Annotated in this window: 18 protein-coding genes, 1 pseudogene and 1 riboswitch; of the genes and pseudogenes, 1 reads left to right on the top strand and 18 read right to left on the bottom strand. The window is 46.0% G+C overall.

Going from position 1 to position 20041, the window contains the following annotated elements:
- A pseudogene (locus tag A8806_RS26425) lies at positions 1–237 on the top strand (IS1634 family transposase); the annotation flags it as partial.
- A gap of 306 nt (positions 238–543) precedes the next feature.
- Here A8806_RS26425 and A8806_RS13165 read toward each other — a convergent pair.
- The 18 genes from A8806_RS13165 to A8806_RS13075 form a co-directional block, all read right to left on the bottom strand.
- Positions 544–1278 carry an ABC transporter ATP-binding protein gene (locus A8806_RS13165; protein ID WP_109731656.1) on the bottom strand — a complete coding sequence of 245 codons (735 nt, stop codon included), beginning with the start codon at positions 1276–1278 and terminating at the stop codon, positions 544–546.
- A gap of 3 nt (positions 1279–1281) precedes the next feature.
- On the bottom strand, positions 1282–2298 hold the full coding sequence (locus tag A8806_RS13160; protein WP_109731655.1) for an ABC transporter substrate-binding protein: 1017 nt from the start codon (positions 2296–2298) through the stop codon (positions 1282–1284).
- A 14-nt stretch (positions 2299–2312) separates the two neighbouring features.
- Positions 2313–3101 carry an ABC transporter permease gene (locus A8806_RS13155; RefSeq protein ID WP_109731654.1) on the bottom strand — a complete coding sequence of 263 codons (789 nt, stop codon included), beginning with the start codon at positions 3099–3101 and terminating at the stop codon, positions 2313–2315.
- Positions 3070–3366 (bottom strand): thiamine-binding protein, encoded by a 297-nt coding sequence (locus A8806_RS13150; RefSeq protein WP_109731653.1) that lies wholly within the window; start codon positions 3364–3366, stop codon positions 3070–3072. The genes A8806_RS13155 and A8806_RS13150 overlap by 32 nt, the downstream gene beginning before the upstream one ends.
- A 152-nt stretch (positions 3367–3518) precedes the next feature.
- Positions 3519–3630, bottom strand: a riboswitch (TPP riboswitch).
- A 73-nt stretch (positions 3631–3703) separates the two neighbouring features.
- Positions 3704–4816 (bottom strand): sensor histidine kinase, encoded by a 1113-nt coding sequence (locus tag A8806_RS13145; protein WP_181368707.1) that lies wholly within the window; start codon positions 4814–4816, stop codon positions 3704–3706.
- 1 nt (position 4817) lies between these two features.
- A complete protein-coding gene (locus A8806_RS13140; protein ID WP_109731651.1) occupies positions 4818–5465 on the bottom strand; it encodes a response regulator transcription factor in 648 nt (215 codons plus the stop codon).
- A 66-nt stretch (positions 5466–5531) separates the two neighbouring features.
- Positions 5532–6509 carry a hypothetical protein gene (locus A8806_RS13135; protein ID WP_109731650.1) on the bottom strand — a complete coding sequence of 326 codons (978 nt, stop codon included), beginning with the start codon at positions 6507–6509 and terminating at the stop codon, positions 5532–5534.
- Positions 6510–6809: 300 nt separating this feature from the next.
- Positions 6810–8456, bottom strand: a complete 1647-nt coding sequence (locus A8806_RS26225; protein WP_181368706.1) for a thioester domain-containing protein — start codon at positions 8454–8456, stop codon at positions 6810–6812.
- Between the two features lie 114 nt (positions 8457–8570).
- Positions 8571–9296, bottom strand: a complete 726-nt coding sequence (locus A8806_RS13120) for a hypothetical protein (protein WP_109731649.1) — start codon at positions 9294–9296, stop codon at positions 8571–8573.
- A 443-nt stretch (positions 9297–9739) separates the two neighbouring features.
- Positions 9740–10924, bottom strand: coding sequence for an MFS transporter (locus A8806_RS13115; RefSeq protein WP_109731648.1), 1185 nt, complete (start codon positions 10922–10924; stop codon positions 9740–9742).
- Positions 10925–11284, bottom strand: coding sequence for a sensory rhodopsin transducer (locus A8806_RS13110; RefSeq protein ID WP_181368705.1), 360 nt, complete (start codon positions 11282–11284; stop codon positions 10925–10927). It lies immediately after the preceding gene.
- Positions 11285–11296: 12 nt separating this feature from the next.
- Positions 11297–12472, bottom strand: a complete 1176-nt coding sequence (locus tag A8806_RS13105; protein WP_109731646.1) for a M24 family metallopeptidase — start codon at positions 12470–12472, stop codon at positions 11297–11299.
- The gene (locus A8806_RS13100) at positions 12472–12804 is read right to left on the bottom strand and encodes an L-rhamnose mutarotase (protein WP_109731645.1); all 333 of its coding nucleotides are present in this window, start codon (positions 12802–12804) and stop codon (positions 12472–12474) included. The genes A8806_RS13105 and A8806_RS13100 overlap by 1 nt, the downstream gene beginning before the upstream one ends.
- 40 nt (positions 12805–12844) lie before the next feature.
- Complete coding sequence (locus A8806_RS13095; protein WP_181368704.1) at positions 12845–14968, bottom strand: hypothetical protein; 2124 nt, start codon at positions 14966–14968, stop codon at positions 12845–12847.
- Positions 14965–16410, bottom strand: a complete 1446-nt coding sequence (locus tag A8806_RS13090) for a M81 family metallopeptidase (RefSeq protein ID WP_109731643.1) — start codon at positions 16408–16410, stop codon at positions 14965–14967. The genes A8806_RS13095 and A8806_RS13090 overlap by 4 nt, the downstream gene beginning before the upstream one ends.
- A gap of 46 nt (positions 16411–16456) precedes the next feature.
- Complete coding sequence (locus A8806_RS13085; RefSeq protein ID WP_109731642.1) at positions 16457–17473, bottom strand: substrate-binding domain-containing protein; 1017 nt, start codon at positions 17471–17473, stop codon at positions 16457–16459.
- Between the two features lie 17 nt (positions 17474–17490).
- Positions 17491–18477 (bottom strand): ABC transporter permease, encoded by a 987-nt coding sequence (locus A8806_RS13080; protein WP_207657862.1) that lies wholly within the window; start codon positions 18475–18477, stop codon positions 17491–17493.
- Entirely contained in the window at positions 18467–19987 is a 1521-nt protein-coding gene (locus A8806_RS13075; protein WP_330405347.1) for a sugar ABC transporter ATP-binding protein, read from the bottom strand. Before A8806_RS13075 ends, A8806_RS13080 begins: the two co-directional genes overlap by 11 nt.
- Positions 19988–20041 lie beyond the last annotated feature (54 nt).

Raw genomic sequence — 20041 nt, 5'->3', positions numbered from 1 at the left:
CTGCTCCATTTCAGACTGCTGAAGAGATCCCTGAAAAGCCCCTGTACTACAGAGCAGCTGCTCCAGATACTGAAAAGCATGAATTTTGCCGATATAGAGGAGCAGGGTTTTATGCCGTTATATGAACGGCAGACCATAACGGATGAGCTGCATGAAGCATGCGGCTTCCGGACAGACTATCAGTTTTTAACCAAGCGAAAAATGAAAGAGATCCAGAAAAAAAGCAAGAGAAGATAAAACATTACTATATACCGCACACAGGGTACAAAGTGCCACAACCCGCCAATTTCCTAGGATTGTGGCACTTATTTTTTCTCACATGTGTCAAAGACGAGATTATATCATAGAATCCTGTAATTTTAAAACACAAAAGTCTTCCAACGAAAACAGACATCTAGCGAAACAAACGTCATACAAATGTAAATACAAAAATAGCGGGTATCTGCCTGACTTTTCTGCCGGCAGATACCCGCGCGTATCTTTTTCTGACAGGTCTGTCCCCTGTCCATTCTGTTTTCGCTTTCATTTACCTGTTGTTTTTCATTACAATTTTTCTATAATCATCCGTTTGTATCCCAGAAATTCCTCCGAGAGATTGAAATCCCTCCTCCGGGGTTTTGGTTCCTTTATCATGATTTCTTCTGTAATTTTTCCCGGGACCCCTGTCAGAAGATAGATCCGGTCCGACAGCAGGACTGCCTCGTCAATATCATGAGTGATAAACAATGTGGACATCCGGATCTTATCCATGACATCCAGATACCACCTGTGCATATCGCTTTTCGTCAGAGTATCCAGTGCGCTGAACGGTTCATCAAGCAGGGCGACATCTTTCGAAAACATATAAGTCCGAAGAAGAGCTGCCCTCTGTCTCATTCCTCCTGAAAGCTGATGCGGATATTTCTTCTGCGTTCCTTCCAACCCGAATTCTTCAAAATAAGGGCTCACTTTCTCCCTTGCCGCTTTCTTTTTCTCCCCTTTGATCAGAAGCGGCAGTGCCGCATTATCTTCGATCGTACGGTAGGGAAGCAGCAGGTCCTTCTGCAGCATATAGCTGATATGGCCCGGCTGTCCTGTGACATCCTGCCCGTCAAGCAATATCCTCCCCTTATCCGGTATATTCAGACCGGAAATCACATTAAACAGGGTCGTCTTCCCTCCGCCGCTAGCTCCCAACAGGCAGACCAGCTCGTTCTCATGCAGTTCTATGGAAATATCCTCAATAATGTTCTGCCCTTCATAGGACATTGTCACATCTGTTACTATCAGTTCTGCCATTTTCTACTCCAGATAATCGTTATTAAAACCTGTGTTTTCAGGGATTTCCTCTTCTGACAGGCCGTTCTCATTGATCCAGTTGTAGTAAGCATTCCACCTTGCAGGATCGATATATCCCCACTGGCTGACTTCTGCTTTATACTGGTCCTTCATGTATTCCTGACTTGCCTGTACGAGGTCAGGATCAAGCTCCGGCACTGCCTTGCACAGGATGTCGGCGGCGTCTTTCGGGTTCTCGATTGCAAATTCATAGCCTTTCTTTGCCGCAGATAAAAATGCCTTCGTTGTATCCGCATTTTCTTTCATCCATTCACGGTTTCCAATGATGACCGGTGTATAAAAATCAAAGGCACTGTTGATGTCTTTAAATGCAAAATAGTCGGTATCCAGACCTGCAACTTCTGTCGCAATCCCCGCCCATCCATAGAAAATCCAGATTGCATCCACAGATTTGCTTTGAAGTGCTGACACCTCATCCGTCACGGTACTGGGAATCAGTTCCACTTTGCTGAAATCTCCGCCGTCCGCTTCAACAACATTTTGCAGAGTAGCCTTTTCCAGTTCCAGATTCCATGTGGCATATTTCTTGCCTTCCAATCCCTTTGGACGGTCCAGACCTTCCCCTTTGCGGGAAATAATACCGGATGTGTTGTGCTGTAAAACCGCCGCAACGGCTTCGACCGGAAGTGCATCATCCCCGGTAAAAGCAGGCATCAGGCTGTCCTGAAAGGAAACACCGAACTGTGCTTTTCCTGACGCAACCAGAACTTCCGCCCCGTCCTCCGGAGGCTGCACGATCTCCACGTCAAGTCCTGCATCAGCAAAGTAGCCTTTTTCCTGAGCCACATAGATACCCGTGTGATTCGTATTCGGAGTCCAGTCAAGCACAAAAGTAAGCTTTGTAAGGTCTTTATCTGAACCCTGATCCGATTTCTTTGTATCTTCCGATTTGCCGCTGCATCCGGCCATACTGGCAGTCAGCGCAGCAGCGAGTAAAAGCGCTAAAATTCTCTTTTTCATAAACCATTTCTCCTCTATTTCGTTTCTTCCCAGGGCATGCATTTTTTCTGAAGCAAATTGACCAGCTTCATCAGAACAAGACTGATTACCGATATCAGAAAGATGACTGCAAACATCTTATCAAACGAAAATCCTTTCTTTACCCTGATCATATATACTCCCAGTCCGTTAAATCCTCCCAGCCATTCAGAAATCACCGCTCCGACTACTGCATAGGATGCAGAAATCCTGAGGCTTGCAAAGAACTGGCTTAAGGAACCCGGAAACTTCACAAACCAGAATGTCTGCATCTTTGACGCACCCATTGAACGCATCAGATTAATCGTATCCCTGTCCGCCGCACGGAATCCATCCAACAGGCTTACGGTGATCGGGAAAAACGTCACGATGACGATCAGAATTACCTTCGGCAGCATCTCATATCCGAACCACAAAACTAAAAGCGGTGCAATTGCCACTGTCGGAACCGTCTGCGTCAGGACAATCAGTGGATAAAATGCCTGATAAACCTTTTCAAACCGGTCCATTAAGACGGCCATCAAGAACCCGATCAAAACCCCCATTGCAAGACCTACAAATGCTTCGATGAGCGTTACCTTCGCATTGCTCATCAGTACCGGGAAATCAGATACAAAAGATTTCACGACATCTATCGGTGAGGGCAGCATAAACTTTGAGATCAGGCCGGTCCCGCTGGCTGTCTGCCAGAGGGCTAAAATCACCAGAATGGCGAATGCCGGCCAGAAACTGGCTGACCAGTTCCTGCCCTCTTTATGCGTGGTGTTTTGTGACTTTCTTTTCAATGGTAAGCACGTCTCCTTCCGGCTTGTAGGATACTTTGATATAAGCCGCTACCGATGGTGCGCCCGCGCGGATTGCAATATGCTGGCACTCTTTTACAATATCCATCAGTTCATCATAATCTCCCTCTATTGCTGTTTCAAACGGTCCTACATAATAGTTCAAGCCGGTGCTTTTAATATAGTCAATCACCTCATCGACGATACGGATCAGTTCCTCATCATTTGCCGCCTCCGGCAGTGTCTGGATTGCTACACTTGCATTCATACTTTTTTCCTCCTGATTTTGAATTTTTCTGACATGTCTTATGGCACATCTTGGAATTAGGTATCCTGAAAACGAAAAGAAAACCCCGTCAGATATGTCTGGCGAGGTTCGCATGCTTCATATGTCTTATAAAACTTCTTTATTCTATAAGTATACTCTGTATATCTACTTTCCTACGCTGGCATTATCCAGATCAGGTATACGGGTTAAAGGTCTGTTTACCTTACTCTCAGCCGGTTTACACCAGCACCCCTGTCTTATTTAATTCCACATTTAGTTTATCCTGTAACACTCCTAATGTCAAGGACAGATAAAAAATTCCCACGATTCCCTTCCCTCACAGGATGACCGAAGTAGTTGTCCCCTCTTCCTTTGAGGACCTGTAGACCAGTCTCCAGCCATGCACGCCTGCTATCTCATGGCACAGCCCGATTCCAAACCCATGCCTGTCCGCATATTCCGGGTGGAGCCCCTGAACCCGGTTCATCTGCCTTAACTTCTTTTCGCTGATTGGTTCCCCGTCATTCCAGATGATGATATCCTGTTTATCTGCCGTAAGCTTTACATGTTCGCCTGCATTCACCGCATTATGTACCAGATTTTCCAGCATACAGCGTATTAAAGTCGGGTCCCCCTGTACCGTTTCTATCCGGCAGTCCACTTCCAGATCCGGGTACAGCAGTTTTATCTGGTCAAGCAGTTCCTTAAGCCTTACCTTCTGCATCTGTACACGTCCTTCCCTCATACCACCCATAATCAGAAGCTTCTCAACGATATTTCCCATATTGAGCGAGCTCTCTACAATCTGCTGTGCAGCAAAAAAACGGTCTTCTTCGCTGAGATTCCCCATCATCAGATATTCTGCGTATCCCTGAATTCCGGTCAGCGGTGTTCGCAGTTCATGGGCAATCTGGCTGACCGGCCGGTTAATACGCTTCATTGTCAGGTACAGCATAGTCCCTATGACTGCTGCAATCAGGACACTCAGAAGCATTATCTGTATGATGCGCTGCTTCTGTGTATCATTGAAAGAAGCCATGCTTTCCATATAAGAGATGTGCAGAACTGCACCGCCTGACATTACAATGCTGTCCCGGATCAGGATATAAGGTGTCCTTCGCCAGGTAACCACCTGCAGTCTGCCGCTGTCCGCGGCATCTAAGGGAATATAGTCAACCACCTTTTCTTCATCAATTGACACACTGATTTTAACCCCTGTGGCCAGATATCTTTTGGCCGCATCTTCTATCTTTTCCTCCAGCTTTCCCCTGTCAGTTTCCTGATAGCCAGACAGCATGTAGGCAATCCCCTGCTCCCCCGATACAGCCCGGCTGATCCAGTCTTTAAGTTCACTGCGGTACAGAACAGCATGGAGGGCAAGCAGGCTTCCCTCTATAATAATCAGGAAAAACAGAAATGTAACAAGAAAATTCTTTTTCCATAGCTGCATCTTAAATCTCCAATCGGTACCCATATTTAAATATCGTTTTTATCTCCCTCTCCAGCCCCAGTTTCTTGCGCAGGCGCCGGATATGGACGTCAACAGTTCTGTCATCCCCGTAAAAATCCATTCCCCATGCCAGATCCAGAAGCCTGTCTCTGGAAAGCGCAATATTTCTGTTGTCAAGAAGTACCTTCAGCAGTTCATACTCACGGGAAGTCAACTCTACCGTTTCTGCATTTTTCGTAACAACAGCCTTCGCCGTATCCACTTCCACATCCCCGATCCGGTACAGCGTCTGCTCCTTATGAGAACGGCGCAGCGCTGCATGTATACGTGCCGTAAGCTCGTCCATTGCAAATGGTTTTACAATGTAGTCTTCGGCCCCGCCGTTCAGCCCCTTTACCCTGTCGGAAATCTCGCCCCTTGCAGTCACGCAGATGACCGGAATCTCCCTGAACTGCTTCAATAAATCAAAGCCGCTCATATCCGGCAGATTCATATCCAGCAAAATCAGATCCGGTGCTTTTTGCTCTACGGACCTCAGGGCTTCCCGCCCCTGAAAGGCGGAAAACCCTCTGTGTCCTGTCATTTCGATTGTACGCCTGATTAATTCATTGATGCTTTTGTCATCCTCGACAATTAAAATATCTGCCATAGGCGCCCCCTGTTTTTATGTATGATTCGTAAAACTATTCATGAACTCAGAACAGTTACTAGTATCCTAATGCTTTCCCCCCGCAGCCGCATCGACGATTATCTTTGTCAGATCTTCTGCCGAAAAATCAGATATCACTGCCTTATCCGGGTCAATCCCCCTCTTTCTGCAAAATTCTCCGATTGCATTTCTTGCATCCTCGAGCTGGTTCGTATCTCGTATATGGGCTTCCAGTGACCATTCCACGATCTTATAACCGTCCCTTTCGGCATTATCTTCATACAGTGTCGATGCCCCCAGGTATTTCAACAGCCACAGTGCCTCCTCGTAGGCAGAGATTTCACCCTTAATATCTTTTACCTTCGCGGTATCGTAATTCAGATTGTATTTCTCACATACCTGCTTTGCAATCTTCTTGTCAAGCTGGTGCTCTTTATACAGTCTGTTGTTAATTCGGTCCTTCTCTTTTTCTGTCCCGTGGTCTGAAGTATCAAAAGCCAGATTCCCAATTTCAATCAATTCCTCTGCCGTTAAATCAGAAACTACAGACTTGTCCGGATTAATGCCGTGTTCCCCGCAGTATGCTTCTATCACATCTTTCCCTCCGGAAAATGCATAAATCTCACAGATATACATCTCGAGTGACTGCACAGGACCTGCCTTACCATCCTTAATACTTTCCTCGAGCAAGGGGGAATTACCTAAATCTTTTAAAAGCCTCAGTGCTTCCGCATAAGAGGACATTTCTGGTGTGATTTCTTCCAGCGTAACCGTATCATAATCCAACCCGTACTTTTCACATACCTTTGCGGCAGTCTCCTGATCCTGATTATACTCTTTATATGGTGCATTCTGATCCCATACTTCATAATATATTTTGACTATATCTGACGGCTCATCCATTTCTTTATCTGCCGCCTTTACAATCTCACTGACAGCCAGCGTGTTCGTAAGTTTCATTCCGGCACCCAGCACGGCTGTCATGCATACAACCAGACCTCCCGCAATAACCGCAGCCTTGTACTTCCTCCATATCTCTTTCATAACCCATATCTCCTTTCTCCTGTCATAATGCCGTATAAACCGGTGAGTACAGTACTCTTTTGTTACTATTGTTCCTTACACACTCATCATAAACAGGAGATGTTGCAGACTTATTACAGATGGATACCGGCAGGGCTTTTTTCATAATAAACTGGTTTATTTAGAAAGTAACACAGCAGCTGCGCCGCTGTGTTACTTATTCAGTATAGCATAATATAAATACTTACACTATGTGCCCTTTTACGATTTATTGGCAGATATTTTATAAATCCCTGTTATTTTTTCTTTCTCGTCCAAAATCTACCTCTCCGCTGTTCCTGTATGCTTCTCTTCCTCTGAGCTGCATGACTGGTTACAGCAGCAAGGGGGCTTCGGAAGACAGGGCAGTTTCGGTGGACATGGGGGACACGGCGGCTTTGGCGGGCATGGCGGTTCCGGCGGACACGGCGGCTTCGGCGGGCATGGCGGTTCCGGCGGACACGGCGGCTTTGGTGGACACGTCGGCTTCGGCGGACACGGTGGTTCCGGCGGACATGGCGGATACGGCGGCCTCGGTGGATATGGCGGATACGGTGGTTCCGGCGGATATGGTGGGTATGGCGGCCTCGGTGGATATGGGGGATACGGTGGTTCCGGCGGATATGGTGGGTATGGCGGGTACGGTGGTTCCTGAAAATACGGCGGTCTTGGCCAATATCCGTTATACGGAGGATACCCGCATATACATGGCGGATAAGGATACATTCCGCCCCCCTGATTTGAATTACTATTATTATTGTTATTATTATTGTTGTTATTATTATTTGAAGTATTATTATTAATGTTTATCCCCGGTCTGCAGGATTTCTCTTTTACTTTACCTGCTGCCGCGCATACACAAATTTCTGCTGTAACTGTAACTCTTTCATTAAGCAGCCCGGTTCCAATCGGCTGATAATTTGGTGAACTCTCAGGCTTCATGGTAACCACACGTGTTACATCTGTTGTAAATGATGCACTTAACGTAAAGCATATATAATCCTTCATCGTTCTGACAGCCAGATAAAATTCGTCTCCTATAGACGGTGCTTCGATACTATTTCCACAGAAATCCATAAATACTGCTGAAAAATCATCCTGGCATGTGCATAAAGGTTCTATCGTAATACTTGGCTGCCCAGTCAGTCCGGACTGAAGTCTGAAAGGGCCTATCAATAGTCTTCCACATACTGTCCTTAATTCATTCGGACAGCCTGAAAATACCAGATATGGTACGCTTACATCTGATGGAATTTCTCCCGTATTGCAGCAGTCAATCCCTGTATTTTTGCAGCAGTTCTGGTTTGCCGCCTTTGGGGGCGCCGGTACTGCTGCTGAGTCTGCAAATTCTCCTGCAAGTTCCAGAAGACGCAGGACGGCAGCACGCATTCTTGCCGACTTCGGATGTGCTTCATCTGTAGTACAATCTAAAAAATATACTTCATCAGGCGCAATCTGCCCCAATAAAACCCACAGGGCCACCTGAACAGCAGCGTAGGCATCATTGTCATCCAATGGAGGGTTTGCTGTTGGGTCTACCCCCGCTAGTGCAAATGTCTGTGCCGCGCTGACCGTTGGAAAAGTATTTGCCAGTATCCAGGCAAGCATCTGCTTTTGTCTCTCCGTGGCTGTTTCGAAAATAGATTCAAACGGAGCACTTACATAGGGAATATCCCCATATGGTCCATCCGCAAATTTATCCAGACAATATGCAAAACCCGTCGTTCCATTTTGAGTCAGTCTGAATTGAAATATATTGTTGTGATCCGGCCGGTCCAGATGATATCTGGATTCTGTAGTAGAAGGCAGTGAACAGTAGTTGCGCACTTCCGGATCACCTGTCGCAGTCCCTGTCAGATCGGTACCAGGGTAAATCGTAAAAGGACGCGATACGATCCGGACAGTCTGCTGATTAATGACTTGTATCATAATTTGATCTCCAGTAAATTTATTCTTATGATACGGTATGTTCGGTATTCAGATATGTTCCAACTTCATGAAATCAGTATTTAAGTAGTCATAAAAAATAATTTAGGAAATTAGTTACCGTATGATTTTCTTTTGCAAGTCCTTTATCTCTTTCTCCGTTAAAGTAGTCGCTACCGCTTTAACCTGTTCCAGAGGAATCCCATTAGACAGCATCCTTTTTACAATCTCCATTTCATTTTCTTTAGCGGCTTCCTTAGCCGCCTTCTCTGCTGCCTCCGCAGCCACTTTTTTCCCATACTCAATCTTTTCTTCCTCAAATAATCTTGATACCTTCGTCATCATAATCCAATCCCTCATTTCCTTAGAATCTTCGTTATCTATTACCTTATCTGCAAATACCAGTATACCAGCGAGTATGAATACCTGCTCCTGTTCGTCCTCCAGCTGAAACTGCAGACAGCCAATATCCAGATTCGGCCTTGTCTGTCCCGGAGCTATGTCCGCCGTATAAATCACGATCATCCGGATTTTACGCATGATATTGTCTTCAGTCATACTTCTTTTTAAAGTACGGATAATATAATTCAGATACTTTATCTTATCCGCATCTGCATATGAACTCTCATAATCGACCAGTGCAAGTGAGCCATCCTCCAGTAAAAACAGGTTGTCCAGCCGCAGTTCGTTTGCCTCTATCACAGGCAGGTTTGTGGGCAGTACCTGTACAATCCGGGGCACCTTCACCCCATATGTAGCAAAAGACTTGTCTGAAAAATGCTCAGCCAGATACTTTGCCGCAATATCTTTGTTCTGATACGCAACATGATTTTCTTCTGACATAAATGTCCTCCTTCTTTCCGGTGGATATGCCAGATGACACGTTAGACGTACTCTTCTATTTTTATTATATATGCAGTTCCATACCGTTTCAATCTAGTATTACCATACAAAAAGTCCGAAATTTTATATGATAACATAAAGCAGAGTACATTGTCTGGACACTGACCAGATCCACCTTATTTAATTTTTAGTTCATCAAAACTGGTAATTTCCGGCTGAACCACCAAGGAAATCAGATTTATCTTCTACACCATGTAAAAAATAAGATTCAGACCTAAGAATTTTATGAATAAAACGGTCCGGGATTTTGATGTGAAGTCAGTATAGCACTGCCTGATGTTTTATACAAGACAAAGTTTCCGCTATTGGATGCCCTGCATCAAATTGAAGCAGGCTCAACAGCGGAAACCATATAGCTTGCAATACATTTCATGTTCAAGAAATCAACGCTTTTTCAGATAACAGATACACAGGATTCCTCCTGCCAGACTGCATACAGCCAGCAGTATAAACCCGTATCTTAACTCACCGGCTCCTGCCAGTTTTCCAAGAATGAGTGGAGACAAAACTGCCCCCATCCCGCAGCCGGCAGACATGATACCTGCTGCCATTGCCGCTCTTTCTTTGAAATCCTCCGTCGCAGTCCCCATGAGATTAGGCCAAAGTGTCCCAAGTAACAATCCCAGAATGGAAAACAAAATCACAGCCGATTCTGCCCTTTCTGTCATAGAAATCCAAAACAGAACAGGTACTGACAGAAGGAAACAGGATGGAAGGAGGAACCGCCTGTACCGATACAAAAGTCCCGATGCGAAACGGGACGGGACCATAAAAAGCCAGAAAGATGAAACTGCCCATGCAGACAACGTCGCCCCTCTTAATTCGATCTGCATGTAGGAATCAATATAATAACTGACTCCAACTTCCATGCCTCCGTAAAGGAAAAAAGAAAACACAAGCAGGAAAAAAATGGGCGGGAACTTTACTGCACTACCTGCATTCACATTTTTTTTAACTGCCGGCGCTGCTGTTTTAATATCCGGCAGCTTGCTGCATAGTCCCTCACTTATACAATGGTTTCCACTGCTTCCCTTTAAAAGTAAGCAGCCCCAGAGAACGAGAAATCCAATACCACAGATAATAAACAGGATATTCCAGCCTGCTCCCTGCTTTGCGGCCCATGATATCAGATGGGGCCCTGCCACTGCCCCAAGGCTGAACGCACCCTGTACAAGGTTCAGATACAAACCCGCTTTTTCCCGGTACTGCTCCGTCAAAACAGCCGAAACCAGGCTTTCACACACACTATATCCTGAACCGATCAGAAAGATTCCCGGGAGAAATATCTCATAGGCATGTGCCGATACAACAATTCCACATCCGACAGCAAAGACAAGGCAGAATATGCGGAGAATTCTTATCTTCCCCGCACGTTCTGCCACCATTCCAAACAAAAACGGCATCATAATTATCGCACTGTACTGTGCCGCAACCAGACTTCCATTCCCGGTTCCTGACAGGCCGAAGTCCTCCGCCATTTTAAGCAGTGAAATCTGGAATCCGCCGGATTCAATTCCGAGAAGAAACAGTAGTACCAGTGATATCAGAAATAGTTTCAGCTTCTTCATCTAAACACTGTAGCCGGCAACCGGATAGTATGCCATGTCTTTCCTTCTGTCAAGACGGCCGTAGACCGCCACAACTGGTACACTGCTGTTTACAATGACCGCAAACTGCCCCGGCCTGATCTGGTATTGTTCTTCCCCCAGTGGTTCATCCATACGAAAACAGCAGACACGTTTTGCCGGTACATTCAGCAGAATCCCTTCTTTTGGTTCCTCAGCTTCAAAGAGCAGGTCCAGCCTGATCCCGGCATCCTCTTTTCCCGCATTCACAATCATCAGAGCCTCGTGACCGAAAGGCTCCTCCTCACCTCTGGGCGGAAGATCTCCGTCAGCAAACACCCATGTCTTTTTTCCAATCTCCATTTTCATTCCCTCCTATTTTACATCCTCTTCAAACCATGCATCCAGTTCCGGGCAAAGCGGTCTGCATCCATCTTCTGTGATTGTATAAACAGTTTCGATTCTTGCCCCATGCAGTGTTGGATGTCCGAAGAAACTCACATCAACACATACCGTCATCCCCGGTTCCAGTACATCTTCAGAGTTCGGGCCGTAGAAAGGAGCCTCTGCCTCCATCAGTCCGATTGTATGTGCAAACGGGCAGACGAGATAGGGAAGGAGCCCTTCCTCCTGAAAGATCTCACGTCCGGGCACATCAATCTCTTTTCCGGATACTCCGGGTTTCAGCATGGCCTTCGTCGCCCTGAGTACCTTCCTCAAAACATTAACCGCCCATTTCTGTTCCTCCGTATACGTACCTGATACGGGCACCGTTTCTCCAAATGTTCCCGCATAACCATTGACTCTCGGCGCAATTCCAAGCATGACCCATTCGCCGTCCTTTAATTCCTTGTTGATCGCAGTCGGTACCACAGCGTTGGATCTTTCCCCACTTCCGACAATCGTTGCATATGCAAAGCTGTTTGCACCATTTTTCCGGCATACATACTCACCGGCGGCTGCAATCTCGTGTTCATATGTACCCGGTTTTACTAATTCCTTCATTTCCAGATACGCCTGGTATGATAGTGCCGTCGCCTGTCTTACGTTATCCAGTTCCCACTCTGACTTATGGGAACGCAGAGCCTCATATTCATCTGTGATATCCACCAGTTCCACGCCTTTGAACCCTTCTGCAAACTGTGTGTAAACGGCATGGGGAATCACAGTCGTCCCGACGACGCCAATCCGCTTTAATGAAATTCCTTTTCCGTTAAGTTCCTCGTATAACTTTTCAAAATCTATAATGCTGGCATTTGGATATTCTTCATCTGGCACCATAAATACCGTAAAATTGCGTGTTTCCCGCACTGCACTGCTCATCTTTGCAAACGGCTCGCTTTCCGGACCACCCAGCAGGATTGCTTCTCCCTTAGCAGGGAGAAAAACTGCTCCCTTTTCAAACTGCGGGCACCAGCCTGTTACATACCACCCGTTCGCAATATTCAGTTCATCGTAATAAATCAAAGCAGCATCAAGCCCGCCTTCCTCTAAGATCGCGCGGACCTTTTCCATTCTTCTGTCTGTTTCTCCCTGATTAAAATATGACATTACAAAACCTCCTTTTCTTCTCCCTGATTAAAAAATACCAGTTCCATCGGCCATTCTTTCCTGCCGGCTGTTTCCTCAATATAGACGAATTCCTCCATCCTTTCCCTCCAGTCTGCGTAGACTTTACTGGAATCAAGAACTGCCTGCATCCTTTCTTCATCGTCTGTCTCATAATAAGCAAATAGCTTCCTTCCCAGATTCCAGATGGAATAATTCCGGATTCCCGCCTCATTAAGCACTTCACGCATTTCAGGCCATATGTTTTCATGTGCCTGAATATAAGCCTCTCTCTTATTCTCTCTTACTTCAAAATATATTCCAGTTCGTTTCATCACTTTGCACCTGCCCTGTTTTAACCGTATCTCTCCCCGGCTAGAACCACATCCATCCCAGAGATTCTACCCCCAGATAAACCGGCCTTTCTTGTTTCTTGTCAGGGTACAGTCTGTTTAATATGCACCTCTTCAGTTCATGATAAGGAATCATGCAGGATGCTGTTCCCGTCTCCAAAACCGGGTTCACATCAAAATAATTTTCACGGATAATTTCAAACTCTCTTTCATTATCCAGATACATTCTCCTTAAGCAGTCCTGCTTTTCCTCTTCCGACTCTGCTTCCTCAAACTTCAGTGACTCCAGAGCCATATCATATATGATTCTGCTGCGCATCACAGAAATTTTCCATTTCTTAAAGTGCAGTGCAAATTCATAATGTCTTTTATCAGAACGTAATTCTTCTATAATATGATCCAGCTTCTGCATGAGATCCGGATAAAGCCTGACAGCCTCCTGAATCCGGGGTATATCTCTTTTTTCAACTTTATTTTTTGCAAATGGGAATTCCAGTTCAAATATGTTCAGCTGGCTCTCGTGTATCGTAAACATGTTTGTCATAACGAAATAAATGTCATCCGCCAGATCCCCAAACACGGTCTCCAAAGCATATCTGTAAAATTCCTCTGTCTCTTTTTCACCGCCCCAGCCATAATATGCGTGGGCAAAGAAAGCCATAAAAAATCCATACCACTCAAACAGGTACCCATTGATCCCGGCCGCATGCATCCTGACAGACCCCTTATGCTGCCGGATATCCTCGTCAATATACTGTGTAATTGGTTCCTCTTCACAGCGCAGCCCATTGCATTTCAGCGGACGGATCAGTCGTCCCAGACCGGCCGCAAATCCAATTGCCTCGGTATCTCTTGCACGTATCCTTTCTCTGCCGAAGGCATGAATCCACTTCTCAAACTCACTCTCCTCAACATATTGTCCCGGTGCCCAGAATAATACGACATCATCCGGAATACTTGCCTTCATTTTAGCAATCAGTTCCTCCGGGCGCACAAGCGGAGGCTGTCTCCACGCCCGGATTCCAATCGTAATATCCGGCTTCGCTGCCTTTAGTTCCTCGTAAAGAATCTGGAGCAGCCAGGTATTTGCCGCATGGAGTGTCTCTTCCGGCGTACTGCATCCTTTCCAGAATGTTTCCCTGCACCTTTCACAGTTACAATACCAGAATGCCTCCTCGCTTTCCTCAAAATCAATTCCGTCGAATCCCTGTGAGACAATACTTCTCATACTCTTCTTTAAATACTGGACCGTCCCCTCATCACTAAGGCACAGACTGTCAAAATCATTGATAAAATGGCTGTCCTTCTGCATTTTCATCCGTTTTTCCTTATGGGCATTCGAGTATCCCCCGCTATAGCTGTTCAGCCCAATGTACGCATAGAACCGGATCCCAAGCTTATGCCCGTACTCGATCAGCTGCGGCAGGAACTCTTCCGCAAGATTCGGATGCATATATTCGACCTCCACCCAGTTTTCACTCTCCGGATTCCACAGCTTCATCTTAAGTCCCCGAAGTTCTGCTTCCGGATACCCCTCCATACGAAACGGCCAGTAACCGTAAAGGCACATATTGAGCTGGTTCATCTTATAATCAGAACAGATATCCAAAAACTGTTTCCATTCCTTCAGGCCCCAGAGCTGCATATCAAAGCCGAATCTTCCGTAACCGGCATACCATGCAAAAGTCACGGACAGGCTTCTGTACTCTATGGAAGGCCAGTCTGCTGCACATATCTGCGGCAGATAAAACTGCTCACCGCCTTCTAGCAGCTGTTTCACCGTGGACAGTGCATATGCAAAGCCTTCCTGTGTATCTGTAAAGATCCGCACCTCGTCTTCTGTAATATCCAGCAAATACCCCTGCCTGGAAAAGAGCTCTGCCGATTCTTCTGGTATGCTTCCTTCCATTTCGTGAAGCTCCATACACACATCCGGGAGCTTTCTGGCATCTTCCAGATTCCTTAAGATTATCCTGATAGTATCATGCCCGCACTCCAGCTCCTCATAATTCCACAGCTTTAAGTGTAGAATCTCTTCTGCTTCCTTCCCAAAAGGTACCCCGGCAGACAAGGAAACTCCTGAAAATGATTTTGTATACCCCCTCTTTTTCCTGATCTGCTTTACTTCCGGGATTATCTGTTTCATGTTCTCACCTCCGCTTCTTCCATAATCTCTTCCCATGTAATGTCGTTATTAATCGGATACACTCGTTTCTTCAGATTCTGATAATCGATCTGTGTAAAATCATTGCTGCTGATTCCCGGCGTCATGGCAAAAATAAAACGGTTTGATATTTCCCTTAATTTCGGAAACAGATATCCCATCTTTATCACAACGACCTGATAGTCTTCCGGCCGTATGCCCATTTTTTTGAAGTGTTCCGGTGTCGTAAATGCAGCACGTGCATTTGTGAGCACAATATCCGTATTCCCACAGCTCACTAAGACCCCCTCACCAACCTCATCTCCTGCCCAGCCATAGACGATTCCTTTTTTTCTCAAAATAACCCGGCATGGCGTTTCTATTTCCTGTTTCTCACACTGTCCACGGCATAACACGATATCCCGGCTTTCGCCTGCTTCTGATTTCAAAAGCTCATCGACCGCCTTCCGGGCGTGAATCCCGCAGACCAGGACGCCTTTCTGGTTTTGTTCCAGATATTTTCTCAAAAGAAGAGTTCCCTCCCCGTCTGCCCCGGCCGTTGTATTGTCCCCGGAATCTGTGACAAAAAGAACGCCCTTCTGATTCTGAAGTGACTCTTCCACTGCCTGATCTGTGCTCATTGCCTGTTCAATCTTAAGATTCTCCTTTCCATCCCAGAAAGTCTTTGCGAGCTTTACTGCCGCTTGAAAACATTTCTGCCTGTCTGTACCGGAAACCACTGCACAGTTTCCTGTATATGGGGAATCATACCAGGGCTGTCCGTTGAAAAATGCGCAGGATATCACCTCTTCCGACGCATCCATATGTTGTAAATATTTTGTGATAGTAACAAATGGTTCTTTGTCTGTTGTCGCGGCATCCCCTCCTAAATATGGTACCCGGACAAATACCGGTGCCGGGCATATGTGCCTTTTGATGCACTTCAGCAGTGACTTTGCGGCCCGCCTCTCCGTATCATCATGGTCGACATGAGGGGCTGTCCTAAATCCCTGGATGGCATTGACAGCTTTAATAAATCCGTCAGAAAGATTGGCATGATAGTCAAGTGCCACAGATATCGGGACCCCGTCACCAACCACTTCACGGATCGACTTCACAAGCTGCTCTTCCCCGCTCCACAGTCCTTCTACATACATCGCCCCGTGGAGATACAGGTAAATTCCGTCTGCGTCTCTGTTTTTCTGTATGAGTTCTATGAAAATTGTACGGTAATGCTCAAATGCTTTCCGAGATACCATCCCGCCCGGCAGGGCACTTGCATAGAGCAGCGGGACAACTTGTGCTCCTGCTTCGCAAAATACCGGGGTAGCCGCCATCTTTTCAAGCAGCGCATCCCCTGTAAAAACCTCAAAATCTTCTGTTTCTGTTCTTTGTCTGCAAAACGTATTTGCTTCACATTGAAACGAACCTTCCAGTATTTTCATCTGTCTTTTCCTTTACTGATTCTTTGGGAGTGTCATAAAACCTTCTTTAGTTTCCTGAACGAAGATCCATGAATTTCTGTGCCTCTTCCTTCGTGCTGACTGGTACATAATCCGCGAGTATTTCTTTCTTCGGGGCATTTCCGTCCAGTATGCTTACCATCTCTTCTACGGCAAGCTTGCACTCTTCCTCGCAGTAATCAACAACGGTTGCCGCCATTTTCCCGTCCATAACCGCCTGAAGTGCTTCAGCATCTCCGTCAATCCCGACAATCTTAATCTCTGTCCTGTTTGCTGCCTGACACGCGTTTAACGCACCTAACGCCATCTGGTCGTTATGGGCTACGATCGCATCGATCTCTCCTGCCGGATATTTTGCCAGCCAGGCCTCTGTTACAGCCATCGCCTTATCCTTTGAGAATTCTCCTGACTGTGACTCTACAAGTTCAATGTCAGGATAGTTTTTCAATTCCTCTGCGATTCCCGCTCCTCTGTTAATCTGTGCCGTATGCCCGATAACGCCCTGAATTTCAAACAGCTTTCCTTTTTCATCTATCGCATCTGCAATCAGGTCCATTGCCATAATACCGGAGGACTTTACGTCTGTGCCTACGAATGTGGCGTAATCTTCGTTTTCCGTATAAGAGATAAACTCGACCAGAGGAATTCCGGCATTTTTACATGCCTCCACTGCGGATGAACTTCCTTCAAAGCTTAAGCAGTTCAGAAGAATACCGTCTACACCCTGTGCAATCATTGTATCGACGTCACTGAGCTGTTTTTCCACAGAATCCTCGCTGTCCACCATGACAAGTTCTACCTGGTCCATATCATCATCCAGTTTATTGAGTGCATTTACCATGTTTTTAATAAACTCATACTTCCAGGCCTGTGTGGATACACCGATCTTATACACCTTTCCACTGTCTGGCCCGTCCTCACTTTTACTGTCCGTACCTTTGTCATCCACGCTGTCATTTCCGGAATCCTTTGAATTTCCACATCCTGCCAGCATTGCCATAACCATTGCTGCACAAAGCAGCAGACTCAATAATCTCTTTTTCATAACACGGCTCTCCTTTTCTAATTCTTCTTTGTTTTCATGTCCAGTAACACTGCGACGGCAATAATGATACCCTTGATAATCTGCTGATAGTAGGACGACACTCCCATAAGAATCAGTCCGTTGTTGAGAACTCCGATTATCAGTGCGCCAATTATTGTTCCGCCTATCTTGCCAACACCGCCTGTCATACTTGTCCCGCCTACTATGACGGCCGTGATCGCATCCATCTCATACCCCGCTGCTGCAGTCGGCTGTCCGGATGTAATTCTCCCGGCGAGCACGATTCCTGCAATACCACACAACAGCCCGTTTAGTACATAGGTACAGAATTTGACCCTCGCTGCATTAATTCCTGAGGCAATCGCAGCATTTTCATTCCCTCCCACAGCATATATATGGCGTCCGTATTTTGTTTTGTTCAAGACAATCCAGATCACAACGGCCACGATAAAAATAACAAGCACTGGTGTCGGGATACTTAAACCGCCTGTCTTATTCGGGTCCCAAAGATATCCGTTGCCGATCTTGATATAGGCAGCATTAGATATCGTATGCGGAACACCATCCGCAGCCAGAAGCGCAATGCCCTTTGCAATGGACATCGTCGACAGAGATGCAATGAATGGGGCAATCCGCATCTTAGCAACCAGAAGTCCTGTCCACATGCTCATTACTGCCGCAGCAATAATCCCGGATAACAGAGCCGGCAGCAGCAGATCCGGATATTTTTCCAGAATCATAGCTGACACCACTCCCGCAATTGCGGCCAGCGGCCCGATAGAAAGGTCGATTCCCCCGGTGATAATAACCAGTGTCATCCCGATTGCCAGAATGCCGTTCGTGGAGATCTGCCTGAAAACTCCTATAATATTGGACATTGTCAAAAATGTCGGGGAAGCAATCGCAAATGCGATACACATCAGGAGGAATATGCCCATTAAGGCATAGCTTCTGACATATAATGCAATATTCTCATTACTTAGTACCGATTTCTTATTCTTCATTATTCACATACTCCTTCCCGCCCAAAGCACACGCAAGTATCTCATCCTGAGAATATTCACCATACCGGAATTCTCCTTTGATCCTGCCTTCTCCCATTACCATGATCCTGTCACTCATCCCCATCACTTCCGGAAGCTCCGAGGAAATCATAATAATCGCCATTCCTTGTTTTGCAAACTCACACATCAGAGAATGAATCTCTGCCTTTGCCCCGACATCAATTCCGCGGGTCGGCTCATCCAATACCAGAATCTTCGGGTTTTGTATCAGCCATTTGGAAAGCACAACCTTCTGCTGGTTGCCGCCGGACAGATTGCCCGCAAGCTGATTCATACTGCTCATCTTTACTGATATCTTCCCTGCAATATCCTTACACTCTTTTTCTTCTTTCCGACCGTCAAGAAACAGCTTTCCTGCAAACCTGTCCAGATTTGGCAGAGCTATATTTTCCCGGATCGACCTGCAAAGCACCAGTCCATACTCTTTCCTGTCCTCTGTCACCATCGCAATCCCCGCCTCGATTGCCTGATGGGGATTCTTGATATCCCGTGTCTTTCCGTCTACAATGATCTCACCGCTTTCATAGGAGTCCATACCGAATATGCTCTTAAATACCTCGCTTCTCCCTGCACCGACCAATCCGTAAAAACCAAGGATCTCTCCCTTTCTGACATGAAATGAAATATCAAAAAAACGCCGGGAATTAAAATGTTTCACTTCTAACACAGGTTCTTTAATCTCCACAGGTACTTTTGGAAAGATATTGGAAAGCTCACGTCCAACCATCATATGGATCAGGGTGTTTTTATCAATCTCACCCACTCTCTTTGTATCAATATATTTTCCGTCCCGCATGACAGTAACTGTGTCCGCGATCTCAAATATTTCTTCCATGCGGTGTGATATGTATACGATCGAAACCTGTTCCTTTTTTAACTCCAGAATCTTTTTGAAAAGAACTCTTATTTCATCATCTGTCAGTGAAGAGGTAGGTTCATCCATGACGATTAGCTTTGCCCCTGATGAAACAGCCTTCACAATTTCAATCATCTGCATCTTTGCAAGGGAAAGCCCCCTCATCTTTGCACCGGGCCTGATATCCAGCTCAAACTTCTTTAAAAGTACTTCAGCTTCCTCCTCCCCTTTCTTCCTGTCCACAAAAATGCCCTTTCCCCTTGTAAACTCTCTGCCAAGAAATATGTTCTCTGCCACTGTCATGTCTCTTACGGGATTCAATTCCTGATAGATCATTGCAATTCCTTTTTTCAGTGCCGAGGCCGGATTTTCCACATGGATCTCCTCTCCGTTGAACCAGATATGCCCCTTGTCAGGCGTGAGCAGCCCATTTAGTACTTTCATCAGCGTTGACTTGCCTGCACCGTTTTCTCCCATCAATGCATGAATCTCTCCTCTTTTCACGGTGATTGCGGCTTCATCCAGTGCCCTGACCCCGGGAAATGCCTTACAGATCCCTTCCATCTTTAATAGCTCTTCTTGCAAATTCTTCACCTCATTTTCCCTTCCTTTTCAATTTCTGCAAACGTTTACATATTTTGGTAAAAA

The organism is Faecalicatena orotica, from assembly GCF_003149245.1.
In the GTDB taxonomy this organism is placed as follows: domain Bacteria; phylum Bacillota; class Clostridia; order Lachnospirales; family Lachnospiraceae; genus Faecalicatena_A; species Faecalicatena_A orotica.
Note: the sequence above shows the minus strand (reverse complement) of the source record. Positions and strands in the feature narration are given on the sequence as shown.

What these genes read in the sequence shown, in the direction of transcription:
- A8806_RS13165 (WP_109731656.1), bottom strand. Translation starts at nt 1,278, where the DNA reads ATGGCAGAACTGATAGTAACAGATGTGACAATGTCCTATGAAGGGCAG.
- A8806_RS13160 (WP_109731655.1), bottom strand. Translation starts at nt 2,298, where the DNA reads ATGAAAAAGAGAATTTTAGCGCTTTTACTCGCTGCTGCGCTGACTGCC.
- A8806_RS13150 (WP_109731653.1), bottom strand. Translation starts at nt 3,366, where the DNA reads ATGAATGCAAGTGTAGCAATCCAGACACTGCCGGAGGCGGCAAATGAT.
- A8806_RS13145 (WP_181368707.1), bottom strand. Translation starts at nt 4,816, where the DNA reads ATGCAGCTATGGAAAAAGAATTTTCTTGTTACATTTCTGTTTTTCCTG.
- A8806_RS13140 (WP_109731651.1), bottom strand. Translation starts at nt 5,465, where the DNA reads ATGGCAGATATTTTAATTGTCGAGGATGACAAAAGCATCAATGAATTA.
- A8806_RS13135 (WP_109731650.1), bottom strand. Translation starts at nt 6,509, where the DNA reads ATGAAAGAGATATGGAGGAAGTACAAGGCTGCGGTTATTGCGGGAGGT.
- A8806_RS26225 (WP_181368706.1), bottom strand. Translation starts at nt 8,456, where the DNA reads ATGATACAAGTCATTAATCAGCAGACTGTCCGGATCGTATCGCGTCCT.
- A8806_RS13120 (WP_109731649.1), bottom strand. Translation starts at nt 9,296, where the DNA reads ATGTCAGAAGAAAATCATGTTGCGTATCAGAACAAAGATATTGCGGCA.
- A8806_RS13115 (WP_109731648.1), bottom strand. Translation starts at nt 10,924, where the DNA reads ATGAAGAAGCTGAAACTATTTCTGATATCACTGGTACTACTGTTTCTT.
- A8806_RS13110 (WP_181368705.1), bottom strand. Translation starts at nt 11,284, where the DNA reads ATGGAGATTGGAAAAAAGACATGGGTGTTTGCTGACGGAGATCTTCCG.
- A8806_RS13105 (WP_109731646.1), bottom strand. Translation starts at nt 12,472, where the DNA reads ATGTCATATTTTAATCAGGGAGAAACAGACAGAAGAATGGAAAAGGTC.
- A8806_RS13100 (WP_109731645.1), bottom strand. Translation starts at nt 12,804, where the DNA reads ATGAAACGAACTGGAATATATTTTGAAGTAAGAGAGAATAAGAGAGAG.
- A8806_RS13095 (WP_181368704.1), bottom strand. Translation starts at nt 14,968, where the DNA reads ATGAAACAGATAATCCCGGAAGTAAAGCAGATCAGGAAAAAGAGGGGG.
- A8806_RS13090 (WP_109731643.1), bottom strand. Translation starts at nt 16,410, where the DNA reads ATGAAAATACTGGAAGGTTCGTTTCAATGTGAAGCAAATACGTTTTGC.
- A8806_RS13085 (WP_109731642.1), bottom strand. Translation starts at nt 17,473, where the DNA reads ATGAAAAAGAGATTATTGAGTCTGCTGCTTTGTGCAGCAATGGTTATG.
- A8806_RS13080 (WP_207657862.1), bottom strand. Translation starts at nt 18,477, where the DNA reads ATGAAGAATAAGAAATCGGTACTAAGTAATGAGAATATTGCATTATAT.